This is a genomic window from Acidiphilium acidophilum, from assembly GCF_033842475.1.
Lineage (GTDB): Bacteria > Pseudomonadota > Alphaproteobacteria > Acetobacterales > Acetobacteraceae > Acidiphilium > Acidiphilium acidophilum.
In genome coordinates this window covers 1,069,590-1,085,324 of sequence record NZ_JAWXYB010000018.1, presented here as the reverse complement: position 1 = coordinate 1,085,324, position 15,735 = coordinate 1,069,590, and the positions used below count along the sequence as shown (strand labels likewise).

Genomic DNA, 15,735 nt, shown 5'->3' with positions numbered 1-15,735 from the left:
CCTATCGCGCCAGCAGGAACACGGTGACCAGCACCATCAGGCCGATCAGCATGACGAAGCCGTAGATCGCGATCGAGCCGGACTGCAGGCGGCTGGCCTGACCCGATGCCGCACCGGTGAGGCGCGCGAGCCCGGTGGGGACGCCATCGATTACCTCGTCGTCGCCGACGCGCCAGATCAGGCGGGCGAGTTGCCAGGCGGGGCGGACGAACAGGACATCGTAGGCTTCGTCGAAATACCATTTGTTGAGGACGAACTGGTAAAGGCCGGGGACCGCCTTTGCGAGGCGGGCAGGCATGGCGGGTGCGATTTCGTAGAACCAGTAGGCGATCCCGATCCCGCTGATGGCGAGCAGAAGGGGCAGTTCGGCGCCCCAGACCGGGATGTTATCGAGCCGGTGCATCATCGCGCCGTGATACGGCAGGGCGATGCTGGAACCCCAGAACGCGGCATAGTGTTTGCCGATCAGGATGGGCGCGAGCAGGAAGCCGCTGGTCAGGGCCCCGAAGGCGAGGACGATGAGCGGACCGAGCATGACCGCGGGGCTTTCATGGACATGGGCCATGGCATCGGCCTGAATGCGGGACTTGCCGTGAAACACCATGAGCATCAGGCGCACGATATAGAAGGCGGTCAGCCCGGCCCCGAGCGAACCGGCGACCCAGCCGAACATCGCGGTGCGCGAATGGTTGGCGAAGGCGGCGGCGAGGATTGCGTCCTTGGAAAAGAATCCGGAGAAAGGCGGGATCGCGGCGAGAGCGAGCGCGCCGAACCACATGGTGACGTAGGTGACCGGCAGCTTGCGCCAGAGCCCGCCCATTTTCCGGACGTCCTGCTCGTCGGACAAGGCGTGGATGACCGAACCGGCACCGAGGAACAGCAGGGCCTTGAAGAAAGCGTGGTTGATCAGATGGAAGATCGCCGCCGGGCCGACGCCGACGCCGACCGCGAGGAACATGTAACCGAGTTGCGAGCAGGTGGAGTAGGCGATGATCCGCTTGATGTCGTTCTGCACGCAGCCGATCGTGGCGGTGAAGAAGGCGGTGGTGCCGCCGATCACGGTGATGACTTCGAGGGCGACCGGGGCGTGGTCGATCAGCGGGGTCATCCGCACCATCAGGAACACGCCGGCGGTGACCATTGTGGCGGCGTGGATGAGCGCGGAAATCGGGGTCGGGCCTTCCATTGCGTCCGGCAGCCAGGTGTGGAGGAACAATTGGGCGGATTTTCCCATCGCCCCGATGAACAGCAGGATCGAGATGACTTCGAGCACCGGCAGGTCGCTGCCGAACAGATGATAGGTCTGCGGGATGGCGGCCGGCACGCCGGCGAAAATGACGTCGAAGCTGACGCTGTGGAAGGTGAGCCAGGTGAGGACCACGCCGATCGCGAAGAACAGATCGCCGACCCGGTTGACGATGAACGCCTTGATTGCGGCCACGTTGGCGCTCGCGCGGTCGTACCAGTAGCCGATCAGCAGGTAGGACATCAGGCCGACGCCCTCCCAGCCGAAGAAGAGCTGGATCAGGTTGTTGGCGGTAACCAGCATCAGCATCGCGAAGGTGAACAGGGAAATATAGACGAAGAAGCGCGGCTCCGTGCGGTCATGCGCCATGTAGCCGATGCTGTAGACATGGATGATCGCCGAAACCACCGTGACCATGCCGACCATGACGAGGGAGAGCGTGTCCTCGCGGAGCGCCCAGTGCGGGGTGAAGCGGGCGACATCGATCCAGGTGCCGAGCATCACCAGATGGTCGGGTACGTGGAGGACAAGATGGCGGACCAGCAGCGCGATGCCGGCAAGGGCCGCGACGATCAGGGAGGCGACGCTGGCGCCGACCGCGACGGCGCGGCTGGTGAAGGGGCGCAGCAGGCCGGCGAGCAATCCACCGGCGAGAGGTGCGAGAACGGCTATGGCGAGCAGCATGTCAGCCCTTCATCAACGTGACGTCTTCGACCTCGATCGAACCACGGTTGCGGAAATAGACCACGACGATCGCAAGCCCGATCGCCGCCTCGGCCGCCGCAACCGAGAGGACGAACATGGTGAAGACCTGACCCATCATGTCGTGCAGGGCGGCGGAGAAGGCGACGAAATTGATGTTCGCGGCGAGCAGGATCAGTTCGATCGACATCATGATGACGATGACGTTCTTTCGGTTTAGAAAGATCCCGAAAATGCCGATGACCAGCAGAAGACCGGCGACGACGAGATAATGGCCGAGGCCGATGGTCATGGCACGTGCTCCCGGTCCGTCGGTTGCCGGGTGGGCTGGCGCGCGCCCTCGCCGAGTTTCATGGTCACCATGGTCAGGGTCTGATCGATCGGACGGTCGTGCTGGGTATGGATGTTCTGGCGGCGGGGGCCCCGGCGGTCGCTATGGGTCAGCACGATCGCGCCGATCATGGCGATCAGCAGCAGCAGGGCGACCAATTCGAACGGCAGCATGAAGCGGGTGTAAATCAGATCGCCAAGGGCATTGGTATTGGGCAGGTGCGCCGGCATCGGCACGGCGATGGCGAGGTGGGCGGCGGGGGCGATGGTCCAGTCGATTGCCATCATGCCGATTTCGATCAGGAGGATAAAACCGATGACAAGGCCGAGCGGCGCGTAACGCTGAAACCCTTCGCGCAGGGCGGCAAAATCGACGTCGAGCATCATGACGACGAACAGGAACAGCACGGCGACCGCGCCGACATAGACGATGACCAGCACCATCGCGAGGAATTCGGCCCCGGCGAGCACGAACAGGGCGGCGGCGTTGATGAAGGCGAGGATCAGGAACAGGACCGAGTGGACCGGATTGCGCGCGGTGATGACCATGCAGGCCGAAACGAGCAGGATGGCAGCGAAGACATAAAAGGCGATGGCGGGGATCATGCCGGTTTACCGGTACGGCGCATCGAGTTCGAGGCGCTTGGCGAGTTCGGTTTCCCAGCGATCGCCGTTGTCGAGCAGTTTCGCCTTGTCATAGAGCAGTTCCTCGCGGGTTTCGGTCGCGAATTCGAAATTCGGGCCTTCGACGATGGCATCGACCGGGCAGGCTTCCTCGCACAGGCCGCAATAGATGCATTTGGTCATGTCGATGTCGTAGCGGGTGGTGCGGCGCGAGCCATCGGCGCGGGGTTCCGCTTCGATGGTGATCGCCTGGGCCGGGCAGATCGCCTCGCACAGCTTACAGGCGATGCAGCGTTCCTCGCCATTGGGGTAGCGACGCAGGGCGTGCTCGCCCTTGAAGCGCGGACTGATCGCGTTTTTCTCGTAGGGGTAGTTCAGGGTCGCTTTGCGCTTGAAGAAATAGCGCAAGGTGAGCCCCATGCCGGAGAGGATTTCCAGCAGCAGGAAGCTGCGCGCGGTGCGGTCTAGCTTCGACATTTTGGGGTCCTCCGAACGGACGAAAGTAGAAGGATTTCGTCTGTCATCCAGAAAGAAGCGAGAAAAATTCGGTTCATTCGACTCGCGGACGTGGCGCGACGGCTAAAAGCTCTTTGTGCCCTTTTATCGGAAAAGACATGTTCGCCCTGCACGTGCTCAAGCATGCGGCAGCCATCCGAAAATCTCCAGCACGCTCGCCGTGAGAACCAGCCAACCGAGCGAGAGCGGCAGGAAGACTTTCCAGCCGAGCTGCATCAACTGGTCGTAGCGGAAGCGCGGCAGGGTGGCGCGGACCCAGAGGAACACGAACAGACACACAGCCACCTTCAGGATGAACCAGATCGGTCCGGGAACCCAGATGAACGGAGCGAACGGGATCGGGGACAGCCAGCCGCCGAGGAACAGGATGGTGGTCATGCCACTCATCAGGATCATGTTCGCGTATTCGCCGAGGAAGAACAGCGCGAAGCTCATGGCCGAATATTCGACGAAAAAACCGGCGACGATTTCGCTTTCGCCCTCCGGCAGGTCGAACGGCGCGCGGTTGGTCTCGGCGAGGCCGGAGATGAAGAAGACCACGAGCATCGGCAGCAGCGGGATCGCGAACCAGATATGGCGCTGGGCCAGGACGATGTCGTTGAGATCGAGACTGCCGGTGCACACCAGGACGGAGAGGATGACGAGGCCGATCGAGACCTCGTAGCTGACCATCTGGGCAGCGGCGCGCATCGCCCCGAGGAAGGCGAATTTCGAGTTGCTCGCCCATCCCGCGATGATGACGCCGTAGACGCCGAGCGAGGAGATCGCGAATAGGTAGAGCATGCCGACATTGATGTTGGCGATCGCCCAATGGTCGTTCACCGGGATCACCGCCCAGGCGATGATGGCAAGGCCGAACGTGATGATCGGGGCGAACAGGAACAGGTAGCGATTGGAACCATCGGGGATGATGGTTTCCTTGAACAGCATTTTGATCGCATCCGCGAAGGGCTGCCAGAGCCCGAACGGACCGGTGACGTTGGGACCCCGGCGAAGCTGGATCGCGGCAAGCACCTTGCGTTCGGCATAGGTGAGATAGGCGACGCCGATCAGCAGCGGGACGATCAGGGCAAGGGATTTCAGCAGGGTGAGGATCAGGATGCCGAAATCGGTGGCGAAGAAACCGGTGGTCATGGGCTACTCCGCCGCCTGCTGGAGCGGGGCGAGAATTTCGCTCACGCATTTCGCCATGGTCGGGCTGGCCCGGCTGATCGGGTCAGTCTGGTAGTAGTTGGCGAAAGCCGGGGTGAAGGGGGCGTCGGTCACGTCGCTATCAACGCTGACGGTTTCGGCACCGGTCGGGGCGAGGCGGCGGACCGTGTCGGGGGTCGCGAAGACCGGATTGGCCTCCGCCATGCGTGCGCGCAAAGCGGTGAGGTCGTCATATGGCAGAGGTTTGCCGAGCAATCCGCTTACGGCGCGGATGATGGTCCAGTCCTCGCGGGCTTCGCCGGGAGGAAAGATCGCGCGCTGGCCGTATTGCACCCGGCCCTCGGTGTTGACGTAGGTGCCGGGTTTTTCGGTATAGGCGGCGCCGGGGAGGATGATGTCCGCGCGCGCGGCACCGCGATCGCCGTGGTGGCCCTGATAGATCACGAAAGTCTCGGGCGGAATCGCCGACATGTCGATTTCATCGGCACCGAGCAGCCAGAGCAGATCGACGCCGCCGTTCAGCATGCCGGCGACGCTCTTGCCCCCTGCTTGCGGGACAAAGCCGAGATCGAGCCCGCCAACCCGGGCGGCGGCGTTGTGCAGAACGTTGAAACCGTGCCAGTCGGCGGTGAGCATCCCGCTGGCCTGCGCGATCTGCCGGCAGATCGCGAAGATCGACGCCCCATCCGCGCGTGCCAAGGCCTGCTGACCGATGATCAGGAGGGGTTTTTTCGCGGCGACGAGTTGCTTCGTGAATTCATGCCCCGGATCGAGCAGGGCGCGCAGGGCCGCAGCGTCGCTGCCGAGATGGGTATGGGGATAGGTGAGGTCGGCCGGGGCACCGACCATGCCGGCGACGAAACCGGTATCCTCGACCCAGCGGCGGCGGATGCGCGCGTTGAGCACCGGGGCCTCGTGGCGCGGGTTGACGCCGACGAACAGGACCGCGTCGGCTTCATCGATGCCTTCGATCGTCGTGTTGAACAGATAGTTCTCGCGTTGCGCGGGATCGAGCGCGGCACCATCCTGACGGCAATCGAGATTGGGGCTGCCGAGGGAGGTGAGCAGATCCTTCAGCGCCATCATGCTCTCGGCATCGCACAGATTACCGGCAATCGCGCCGATCCGCGCGGGATCGGCGCCGTTGAGGCGGGCGACCACGGCGGCGAGCGCCTCGTTCCATGTCGCGGCTTGGACCTTGCCGTTGCGCCGGAGCCAGGGGTGGTCGAGGCGCTTGCGCTTGAGCCCGTCGAGCGCGAAGCGGGATTTGTCGGCGAGCCATTCCTCGTTCACCGCATCGTTGATCCGGGGCAGGATGCGCAGCACCTCGCCACCGCGGGAATCGATGCGGATATTGGTGCCGATCGCATCGAACACGTCGATACTGTCGGTTTTGCGGAGTTCCCAGGTGCGCGCGACGAAGGCGTAGGGTTTTGCGGTGAGCGCGCCGACCGGGCAGAGGTCGATGATGTTGCCCGAAAGCTCCGAGGACAGACCGCGCTCGACATAGTTGGTAATCTCGAGGTTTTCGCCACGTGAAGTCCCGCCGAGTTCGGGGACGCCGGCGACTTCCGCGAGGAAGCGGACGCAGCGGGTGCACTGGATGCAGCGGGTCATCACGGTCTTGACCAGAGGACCGAAATATTTGTCGGTCACCGCACGCTTATTCTCGTGATAGCGGGTGTGATCGCGGCCATAGCCCATGGCTTCGTCCTGCAGGTCGCACTCGCCGCCCTGATCGCAGATCGGGCAATCGAGCGGGTGGTTGATCAGCAGGAATTCCATGACGTTGCGGCGGGATTGCCGGACTTTTTCGGTGTCGGTGAAGATCACCATGCCTTCGCCCACCGGCTGACCGCAGGAGGCGACCGGCTTCGGCATTTTTTCGATCTCGACCAGGCACATCCGGCAGTTGCCGGCAATCGAGAGACGTTCGTGGTAGCAGAAGCGCGGAATTTCCTTGCCGGCGGCTTCGGCGGCCTGGAGTACGGAAAACCCGTTGGGGACTTCGAGTTCGATCCCGTCGACGGTGACCTTGGGCATCAGCGTTGCCTCCGGTAGGCGGCGAGCAGTTCTTCGACCTCGATGCCGTCGATCTTCATGCCCGCCAGCGTGCAATCGGAAATCATCACGCCGGACAGATCGGCCTGATCGATGATGGCACCAGCCAGCGAGACGTCCTGAAATCGGGCGCCGGACATATTGGCGTCCTTCACCACCATGCCGGGCAGCAATGCATCCTCGATCCGCGCGCCGGAGAGATCAACCGCACTGAACGTCACGCCGGACATGTTGACATCGGTAAAGCGCGCACCTGCCATGCCGGCGTTTGTGAAGCTGACCCGATCCAGCTTCACCATCTCGAACACCGAATCGGAGATGTCGGATGAGGTAATCTGCAGGGATTCGTTCAATTCACTGTGCTGCATGGCCAGGCTCCGTCATTCCGCTGCAATCCGGGGCGCGGTGCGCGCCTTGTAGTCCGTGATGCGCTGTTCGACCATCGGGCGGAAGTGGCGCAGCAGACCCTGAACCGGCCAGGCTGCCGCATCGGCCAACATGCAGATCGTGTGGCCTTCGAGCTGGCGGGTGACTTGTTCCATCAGGTCGATCTCGGCGTATTCCGCCCTGCCCTCGACCATGCGGTTCATCATGCGCATGACCCAGCCGGTGCCCTCGCGGCAGGGTGTGCACTGGCCGCAGCTTTCATGTTTGTAGAACGCCGAAATTCGGGCGATCGCGCGGATCAGATCGGTCGATTTGTCCATCACGATGACGGCGGCGGTGCCGAGGCTGCTGCCGGCTTCGCGCAGGGAGTCGAAATCCATCAACGCATTGTCACAGACCGATTTCGGGATCATCGGGACCGAGGAACCGCCGGGGATGACGGCCAGAAGATTGTCCCACCCGCCGCGCACCCCGCCGGCATGGCGCTCGATCAACTCGCGCATCGGGATACCGAGTTCGTCTTCCACGGTGCAGGGTTTGTTGACGTGGCCGGAAATGCAGTAAAGTTTGGTCCCCGAGTTTTTCGGCCGCCCGAGGCCGACGAACCAGGCGGCACCACGCCGCATGATGGTCGAAACGGTGGCGATCGATTCGACGTTGTTGACCGTGGTCGGGCAACCATAGACCCCCATGGCGGCGGGAAACGGCGGCTTCATCCGGGGCATGCCCTTCTTGCCTTCGAGGCTTTCGAGCAGGGCGGATTCCTCGCCGCAGATATAGGCACCACCGCCGCGATGGATGGTGATATCGAAATCCCAGCCCGAACCGCTCGCATTCGGACCGATCAGCCCGGCCTCGCGCGCTTCATCGACCGCGGTCTGAAGATTGAGGTATTCGTTGTAGTACTCGCCGCGAATATAGATGAAGGCCTTGTGCGCGCCCATCGCGAAGCTCGCGATCAGGCAGCCTTCGACGAGTTTGTGCGGGTCGTGGCGGATGATGTCGCGGTCCTTGCAGGTGCCGGGCTCGCTTTCATCGGCGTTGACCACGAGGTAGCTCGGCCGCCCATCGCTCTGCTTGGGCATGAAGGACCATTTCAACCCGGTCGGGAACCCGGCGCCGCCGCGCCCACGCAGACCCGAGGCTTTCATTTCCTCGATGATCGCATCGCGGCCACGGGCGAGGATATCGGCGGTGCCGTCCCAGTCGCCGCGCGCGCGGGCGCCGGGGAGATGCCAGTCGTGGATGCCGTAGAGATTGGTGAAAATGCGGTCCTTGTCGCTCAGCATCAGGACTCTGCTCCGGTGGCGTTGCGGGTGACATCGCCGAACAATGTGGTGCGCCCGCCTTCGGGGGCGGAGTTCTGCCGGCCGATGGTGGAGCCGGGCTTTGGCGGATGTCCCTCGCGAAAGGCGGTGAGCAGGGCTTCGGTCCGCTCACCGTCGAGATCTTCGTAATAATCGTCGTTGATGACCAGAACCGGCGCATTGACGCAGGCACCCACGCATTCGAGTTCCTCAATGCTGAACAGGTCCCCATGGGCGGCAACCGCCCTGGTGCAGGCATCGCGCACGTCATCCGAACCGCGCAGCCAACAAGGGGTCGTGGTACAGACCTGAAGGTGAAACTTCTGAACCGGCTGGAGGTGGAACATGGTGTAGAAAGTCGCGACCTCGTAGACGCGGATGGGCGGCATGCCGAGACGCGCGGCCACCACGTCCATCGCCACGGTCGGAACCCAGGCGTGACCGGTGGTACGGGCCATCTGGCGCTGTACGAGATCGAGCAGCGGCATCACCGCGCTGGCCTGCCGGCCTTCGGGATATTTCGCGATGATTCCGGGGATGTTCGCTTCACTCACTTCGTCGAAGGCGAAATGATCGGGCTGGATCGGATCGGTCATGTTCAGCGGTCCACTTCGCCGAACACGATGTCGAGCGAGCCGAGCACGGCAATCGCGTCGGCGAGGAGATGACCCTTCGACATCAGTTCGAGCGCCTGAAGATGCGAAAATCCGGTCGCGCGGATTTTGCAGCGATACGGGTGATTGGTGCCATCGGCGATGAGATACACTCCGAACTCGCCTTTTGGAGCCTCCACCGCGGTATAGGTGGTGCCCGCCGGGACGTGATAGCCCTCGGTATAGAGTTTGAAATGATGGATCAGCGCCTCCATCGAGCGCTTCATTTCAGCGCGCTTGGGCGGGGTGATCTTGTTGTCCTGCACCTTGACCGGGCCCTGAGGCATTTTCTCGAGGGCCTGGCGGATGATTTTCAGGCTCTCGCCCATCTCGCCGATGCGGACGAGGTAGCGATCGAAACAATCGCCGTGGCGGCCCACCGGTATGTCGAACTCGACCTCGGCATATTTGTCGTAAGGCTGGGCACGGCGAAGATCCCACGCGATGCCGGCGGCGCGCAGATTGGGGCCGGAGAACCCCATGCCCAGCGCATCGGCCGCCGAGATGATGCCGATATCGACGAGGCGCTGACGGAAGATGCGGTTGCCGTTGAGCAGGTTCTGCAGATCGTCGAGAAATTTCGGGAAGGTTTCGCTCCACGCCCATATGTCGTCCGCGAGGCCGGCCGGCAGATCCTTGGAGACGCCGCCGGGGCGGAAATAATTGGCGTGGAAGCGCGCGCCGGAAACCGCCTCGTGGAAGGTGAGGAGCTTCTCGCGTTCCTCATAGCCCCAAAGGCTGGGCGATTGCGCGCCAATGTCGAGCGCAAGATGCACCACGGTGAGCAGATGGTTCAGGATGCGGGTGATTTCGGAGAACAGCACCCTGATCCATTGGCCACGATCGGGCACCGTGATGCCGAGGAGCTTTTCGGTGGCGAGCGCGAAGGCGTGCTCGCAGCACATCGGCGAGACGTAGTCGAGCCGGTCGAAATACGGGACCGCCTGGAGATAGGATTTGTATTCGATCAGTTTTTCGGTGCCGCGATGGAGCAGCCCGATATGCGGATCGGCGCGGGTGACGGTTTCGCCTTCGAGTTCCATGATCAGACGCAACACACCATGAGTGGCCGGGTGTTGCGGACCGACATTGACGGTGTGGCGTTCGAGTTCGAGCGTGCGCAGTTCGCGCCCCGGAGCCGCCTCGTGCAGACCGCCGCTCATGGCTTTGCTCCCGGCTTGGGCGCAGGTTCGGCCTCGGCGGGACGGCGGATCGCCTTTTCATCGCCGGGCAGCGTGGTCATGGCTTCCCACGGCGAGAGAAAGTCGAAATTGCGGAATTCCTGGGTGAGAGCAACCGGCTCGTAGATCACGCGTTTCTGATCCTCGTCGTAGCGGAGTTCGACATGGCCGGTGAGCGGGAAATCCTTGCGGAGCGGGTGACCTTCGAATCCGTAATCGGTCACGATCCGGCGATGATCGGCAAGACCATCGAAGGTGATACCGAACAGATCGAACACCTCGCGCTCCCACCAGGCGGTGCCCGGCCAAACGGCGGTGACGCTCGGAACCGGCGTGGTTTCGTTGGTGCCGACGATGACGCGGAGGCGATCGTTGCGGCTGACCGAAAGGAGATTGTAGACGACATCGAAGCGCTCGGCGCGTTCCGGCCAGTCGACACCGCAGACATCCATGCATTGCTCGAAGGCAAATCGCGGGTCGGTGCGCAGCGTGGTCATGAGGTCGAGCAGGCGATCGCGTCCCGCAAGCAGGATACGCTCATCACGTTCCATGAAAACGGCGGCAACCCCGGGCAGCGCACCGAGCGCCGCTTCGAACGCATCGACCGCCGGAGGCGGCATGTCGGGGGGGGCGGTGTCACTCACGGAAGATGGTTCCGGTCCGGCGGATTTTTTTCTGAAGCTGCATGATGCCGTAGACCAGGGCCTCGGCGGTCGGCGGGCAGCCGGGCACGTAGATATCCACCGGAACGATCCGGTCACAGCCGCGCACGACGGAATAGGAGAAGTGATAATAACCCCCGCCATTGGCGCAACTGCCCATCGAGATGACCCAGCGAGGCTCGGGCATCTGGTCGTAGACCTTGCGCAACGCGGGAGCCATTTTGTTGGTGAGGGTGCCCGCGACGATCATGACATCGCTCTGACGCGGGGAGTTGCGCGGGATGATGCCGAACCGGTCGAGGTCCCAGCGCGGCATGTAGGCGTGGATCATTTCGACCGCACAGCAGGCAAGTCCGAAGGTCATCGGCCAGAGGCTACCGGTGCGTGCCCAGTTCACCAGCTTGTCGAGATTGGCGACCACGAAGCCCTTGCCCGCGATTTCACCGGTGATGCCGCGGATGACGGCGTCCTGCTCGGCACCGGGCGCGAGCGCCTCGCGGTTCCAGGCGATTTCGGGTTGCTGCACGGCGTTCATCTCATGCCTTCCGATCAGACCGTTGCCGGCCAATAACCACATCGATACGCGATGCCACAGTATGCCGCGGCAACGCAGATATTCGCCGGGATTATTCCCAGTCGAGCGCGCCTTTCCGCCATTCGTAGATGAAACCGACAACGAGAATTGCGAGGAACCCCATCATCGACCAGAAGCCCAGCGTGCCGATCCGCGACAGGCTGACCGCCCACGGGAACAGGAACGCAACTTCGACATCGAAGATAATGAACAGAATCGCAACGAGATAATAGCGCACGTCGAACTTCCGGCGCGCATCGCTGAACGGTTCGAAGCCACATTCATAGGCGCTGAGTTTATCACCATACGGGTTCTGCCGCGCGACGAGGAGGGAGCCGATCACGAAGGCGGCCCCGATCAGGCCTGCGATTCCCAGAAAAACCAGAATCGGGAAAAAATGCGCCAAGTCCTGCGGCATCGCCGTCTGCCCCTCTCATGTCCCGAAACGCCAGATCCCGGGGTTACCTGTAACACGAGGTTTCGACCAGGTCTGCTTTCCGCATGTCGTACTGCGCACGAAACAGATCAAGCAATGCGATCTGCCGCGAAGGACCAATCCCCTTATTGTGTTCCATCAGATTTATTGAATAGATGGTTGTCACTGAAAGAATATATGGCGCGAGTGACGGGGCTCGAACCCGCGACCTCCGGCGTGACAGGCCGGCGCTCTAACCAACTGAGCTACACCCGCGTCTTGGACGTGCTCGTAACGCGCCGGCCTGTAGGCGTCAAGCGTGGCGGGTTATTGCGGTGACGTGACCGCCCCGCCAATGGCCCCTGCGCCCCCCCCGATCAATGCGCCGGTGGCAGGCTTGCCGCCGGTCAGTGCCGCAATTCCAGCACCGGCGCCGGCACCAAGAGCACCGCCGCTGAGGGCGCGGGTTCCTGGCGAGTAGCCGCACGCCGCCAGGGCGAGCACCAAGCCAAGAGCGAAAACGGGTTTGATGATTTTGCGCATATGTGAATCCTCCTCAGTGTTGATCACAGCCGGGAGATGGGGGCAGCCGTCTGTCAGATGTCCATCCGTGAGATGAACTCTGGTCAAGATTGGGCCAAATTACAGAAGGGGAGTCGGTATGGGCGGTGACGGTTTCGAACCGCCGACCCTCTCGGTGTAAACGAGACGCTCTACCGCTGAGCTAACCGCCCGAATCGGCAACCCATTGCAGAAAGGGCGCACGATGGCAAAAAATGGTCGAGGGATGCCTGCCGGCGGCTGCGGGTGCTGCCACCGGCGGAGTGCAATGCCTAGTTCACGCCGTCCTTAAGGGTTTTGCCGGGCTTGAAGCGCACCGAGGTCGAAGCCGGGATCTTGATTTCCTCCCCGGTACGCGGATTGCGTCCGATCCCTGCTTTGCGCTCCGCCGTGGCGAAGGTGCCGAAGCCCACGAGACGGACCTCCTGCTTCTTTTTCAGAGCCGATTCGATAGCGGCAAATACGGCGTCAACGACTTCGGTCGCCTTGGCCTTCGACAGATCGGTCTGCTCCGCCACGTCGGCGACGAGATCCATTTTGTTCACGGGTTGGTCTCCCAGTTATAAAAAATTGCACACAACAACTCCGGCATCGGGCGTGACCCCGACCCGCGATGTCCTGTATCCGATTCGAGAGCGCACACTAGAGGGGCCGGTTTGCCCGCGTCAACGAAGACGACGCAGAAACCGGCCCCATGACAGTGATTTAAGACCCGGCAGCACCACGCATGCGCGACATTGCAGCCAAGCCCACCCTTCGGCTCAATGCGGCAATGCGCTGCCCGCCGGCTCAGCCGCGCGGTGGGGAGCCGGGTCGACCGGCTCTTCCCACTCGATCGGTTCGAGCTTGCGGACCAGCGCGTGGGCGATCACCTCATCGACATGGGATACCGGGATGATGGTGATCGATTTCTTCACATTGTCCGGGATATCGGCCAGATCCTTCTCGTTGTCCTTCGGGATCAGCACAGTGGTAATACCGGCGCGCAGGGCGGCAAGCAGCTTTTCCTTCAACCCGCCGATCGGCAGAACACGGCCACGCAGGGTGATCTCGCCGGTCATGGCGATATCCTTGCGCACCGCAACTCCGGTGAGCGCCGAAATGATCGACACCGCCATGGCGATACCGGCCGAAGGACCATCTTTCGGCGTTGCTCCCTCGGGCACGTGAACGTGAATATCGCGCTTCTCGAACAGCGGCGGCTTGATGCCGAAGCTGATGGCACGCGAGCGGATATACGAAATCGCCGCCTGCACGCTCTCCTGCATCACATCGCCGAGCTTGCCGGTATTCTTGACGGCACCTTTGCCGGGGAGAAGCACGCTTTCGATCGTCAGGATCTCGCCGCCCACCTCGGTCCAGGCCAGACCCGTCACCACACCGACCATGTCTTCCAGCTCGGTCTCGCCGAAGCGGAATCGCGGCACGCCCGCGTAAGTTTCGAGGTTCTGCGCGGTGATATCGACCCTCGCGGTCTTTTTGGTCACGATCTCCTTGACCGATTTGCGGGCCAGATTCGCAAGTTCCCGCTCCAGGTTCCGCACCCCGGCCTCGCGGGTGTAGGTACGGATCAATTCGCGCACGGCATCGTCCGCGACGGACCATTCGTCCGTCTTCAGCCCGTGCGCCTCCGCTTGCTTCTCGATCAGGTGTCGCCTGGCGATTTCGACCTTCTCGTCCTCGGTGTAGCCGGGGATGCGGATGATCTCCATGCGATCGAGCAGCGGCTGCGGCATCCGCAGGGAATTTGCGGTGGTGACGAACATCACATCCGAAAGATCGTAGTCGACCTCCAGATAATGGTCGTTGAACGTCGCGTTCTGTTCAGGGTCGAGCACCTCGAGCAGAGCGGATGTCGGGTCTCCGCGCCAGTCGGCACCGAGTTTGTCGATCTCATCGAGAAGGAACAGCGGATTCGAGGTTTTCGCCTTCTTCATGCCCTGAATGACCTTGCCCGGCATGGAGCCGATATAGGTCCGGCGATGACCGCGGATTTCAGCTTCGTCGCGCATGCCGCCGAGCGACATCCGCACGAAATTCCGCCCGGTTGCCTTGGCGATCGATTTGCCCAGCGAGGTTTTACCCACACCGGGAGGCCCGACCAGGCAGAGAATCGGCCCCCGGAGTTTCGGGCTGCGCGACTGCACCGCCAGATATTCCGTGATCCGTTCCTTGACCTTGTCCAGCCCGTAATGATCGCCATCCAGCACACGTTCGGCCTCGATCACGTCGTTCTTGATCTTCGCGCGTTTCTTCCACGGGATTCCCAGCAACCAATCGAGGTAGTTGCGCACCACGGTCGCTTCCGCGCTCATCGGGCTCATGGTCTTGAGCTTCTTCAGCTCGGCCGTCGCCTTCTCGCGCGCTTCCTTGGAGAGCTTGAGAGTCTTGATCTTTTCCTCGAGTTCGGCGGTCTCGTCCTTGCCTTCCTCGCCCTCGCCCAACTCCTTCTGGATCGCCTTGAGCTGCTCGTTGAGGTAGTATTCGCGCTGGGTCTTTTCCATCTGGCGCTTGACCCGGTTCCGGATGCGCTTCTCGACCTGGAGCACGCCGATCTCGGCCTCCATATGGGCGAACACGCGTTCCAGCCGTTCGGCGACCGAGGCGGTTTCGAGCAGTTCCTGCTTGTCAGAGATTTTCAGCCCGAGATGGCTCGCAATGGTGTCGGCGAGTTTCGAAGGATCGTCGATCTGGTTGATCGAGACCAGAACCTCCGGCGCGATTTTCTTGTTTAGCTTGATATACTGCTCGAACTGAGTGACAACGCCGCGGGCTAGGCCTTCCGTCTCCTTCGATTCATCGACGAGGTCAGGGATTGGCGCCGAGAGCACCTCGAAATGCGTCTCGGTCTGGTTGTAGCCGGTGATCCGCGCCCGGCGCACGCCTTCCACGAGCACCTTCACGGTGCCGTCCGGCAGCTTGAGCAATTGCAGCACGGTCGAGACCGTGCCGACATCGTAGATATCCTTGGCGGCAGGGTCGTCCTGCTGGGCGTTGCGCTGGGCTACGAGAAGGATCTGCTTGTCATCCTTCATCACGCCTTCGAGCGCCCGCACCGATTTTTCACGCCCGACAAAGAGCGGTACGATCATGTGCGGGAACACCACGATGTCGCGCAGCGGTAACACCGAGAGGGCGTCGCCGGTTGCCGGCGGGCGAACGGCGCTTGACGCGGTCGCACGGGGGGTGCGGGGTTTCTTGGGATTGGTCTCTGACATCAGACTACCTTTCGTAGGCCACGCACTCTGCCCTGTTGCGGCACAGATTGCGGTGCCGGTTGATCCGGCCACAATGACAATATGGGGGCACAAACGAAATCCGGCAACTGAGTGCCGGATTTCGAGGATCAGCCGCGCAATCGTGA

The 15,735-nt window shown here is 62.3% G+C and carries 16 protein-coding genes and 2 tRNA genes; all 18 read right to left on the bottom strand.

Going from position 1 to position 15,735, the window contains the following annotated elements; genetic code table 11:
* Position 1 precedes the first annotated feature (1 nt).
* Complete coding sequence (nuoL, locus tag SIL87_RS07845) at positions 2-1,930, bottom strand: NADH-quinone oxidoreductase subunit L (protein ID WP_319613616.1); 1,929 nt, start codon at positions 1,928-1,930, stop codon at positions 2-4.
* Between the two features lies 1 nt (position 1,931).
* Positions 1,932-2,240 carry an NADH-quinone oxidoreductase subunit NuoK gene (gene nuoK / locus SIL87_RS07840; RefSeq protein ID WP_319613615.1) on the bottom strand — a complete coding sequence of 103 codons (309 nt, stop codon included), beginning with the start codon at positions 2,238-2,240 and terminating at the stop codon, positions 1,932-1,934.
* Positions 2,237-2,884: an NADH-quinone oxidoreductase subunit J gene (locus SIL87_RS07835; RefSeq protein ID WP_319613614.1), complete on the bottom strand. Its 648-nt coding sequence runs from the start codon at positions 2,882-2,884 to the stop codon at positions 2,237-2,239. Before SIL87_RS07835 ends, nuoK begins: the two co-directional genes overlap by 4 nt.
* A gap of 6 nt (positions 2,885-2,890) precedes the next feature.
* Positions 2,891-3,379, bottom strand: a complete 489-nt coding sequence (nuoI, locus tag SIL87_RS07830; protein ID WP_319613613.1) for an NADH-quinone oxidoreductase subunit NuoI — start codon at positions 3,377-3,379, stop codon at positions 2,891-2,893.
* Between the two features lie 156 nt (positions 3,380-3,535).
* The gene (gene nuoH / locus SIL87_RS07825) at positions 3,536-4,552 is read right to left on the bottom strand and encodes an NADH-quinone oxidoreductase subunit NuoH (protein WP_319613612.1); all 1,017 of its coding nucleotides are present in this window, start codon (positions 4,550-4,552) and stop codon (positions 3,536-3,538) included.
* Between the two features lie 3 nt (positions 4,553-4,555).
* Positions 4,556-6,613, bottom strand: a complete 2,058-nt coding sequence (gene nuoG, locus SIL87_RS07820) for an NADH-quinone oxidoreductase subunit NuoG (RefSeq protein ID WP_319613611.1) — start codon at positions 6,611-6,613, stop codon at positions 4,556-4,558.
* Entirely contained in the window at positions 6,613-6,999 is a 387-nt protein-coding gene (locus tag SIL87_RS07815; protein ID WP_319613610.1) for a pentapeptide repeat-containing protein, read from the bottom strand. Before SIL87_RS07815 ends, nuoG begins: the two co-directional genes overlap by 1 nt.
* Before the next feature lie 12 nt (positions 7,000-7,011).
* A complete protein-coding gene (gene nuoF, locus SIL87_RS07810; protein ID WP_319613609.1) occupies positions 7,012-8,307 on the bottom strand; it encodes an NADH-quinone oxidoreductase subunit NuoF in 1,296 nt (431 codons plus the stop codon).
* Entirely contained in the window at positions 8,307-8,921 is a 615-nt protein-coding gene (locus SIL87_RS07805) for a complex I 24 kDa subunit family protein (RefSeq protein ID WP_319613608.1), read from the bottom strand. Before SIL87_RS07805 ends, nuoF begins: the two co-directional genes overlap by 1 nt.
* 2 nt (positions 8,922-8,923) lie before the next feature.
* On the bottom strand, positions 8,924-10,141 hold the full coding sequence (locus SIL87_RS07800; RefSeq protein ID WP_319613607.1) for an NADH-quinone oxidoreductase subunit D: 1,218 nt from the start codon (positions 10,139-10,141) through the stop codon (positions 8,924-8,926).
* Positions 10,138-10,710, bottom strand: coding sequence for an NADH-quinone oxidoreductase subunit C (locus tag SIL87_RS07795; RefSeq protein WP_331260083.1), 573 nt, complete (start codon positions 10,708-10,710; stop codon positions 10,138-10,140). Before SIL87_RS07795 ends, SIL87_RS07800 begins: the two co-directional genes overlap by 4 nt.
* Before the next feature lie 85 nt (positions 10,711-10,795).
* Entirely contained in the window at positions 10,796-11,356 is a 561-nt protein-coding gene (locus SIL87_RS07790; RefSeq protein WP_029311283.1) for a NuoB/complex I 20 kDa subunit family protein, read from the bottom strand.
* A 91-nt stretch (positions 11,357-11,447) separates the two neighbouring features.
* The gene (locus tag SIL87_RS07785; RefSeq protein WP_319613606.1) at positions 11,448-11,813 is read right to left on the bottom strand and encodes an NADH-quinone oxidoreductase subunit A; all 366 of its coding nucleotides are present in this window, start codon (positions 11,811-11,813) and stop codon (positions 11,448-11,450) included.
* A gap of 196 nt (positions 11,814-12,009) precedes the next feature.
* Positions 12,010-12,086 (bottom strand) — tRNA-Asp (locus SIL87_RS07780).
* 51 nt (positions 12,087-12,137) lie between these two features.
* A complete protein-coding gene (locus tag SIL87_RS07775; RefSeq protein ID WP_319613605.1) occupies positions 12,138-12,353 on the bottom strand; it encodes a lipoprotein in 216 nt (71 codons plus the stop codon).
* A 119-nt stretch (positions 12,354-12,472) separates the two neighbouring features.
* Positions 12,473-12,544 (bottom strand) — tRNA-Val (locus SIL87_RS07770).
* A gap of 99 nt (positions 12,545-12,643) precedes the next feature.
* Positions 12,644-12,907, bottom strand: coding sequence for an HU family DNA-binding protein (locus SIL87_RS07765; RefSeq protein WP_319613604.1), 264 nt, complete (start codon positions 12,905-12,907; stop codon positions 12,644-12,646).
* Between the two features lie 225 nt (positions 12,908-13,132).
* Complete coding sequence (gene lon, locus SIL87_RS07760; RefSeq protein ID WP_319613603.1) at positions 13,133-15,589, bottom strand: endopeptidase La; 2,457 nt, start codon at positions 15,587-15,589, stop codon at positions 13,133-13,135.
* Positions 15,590-15,735 lie beyond the last annotated feature (146 nt).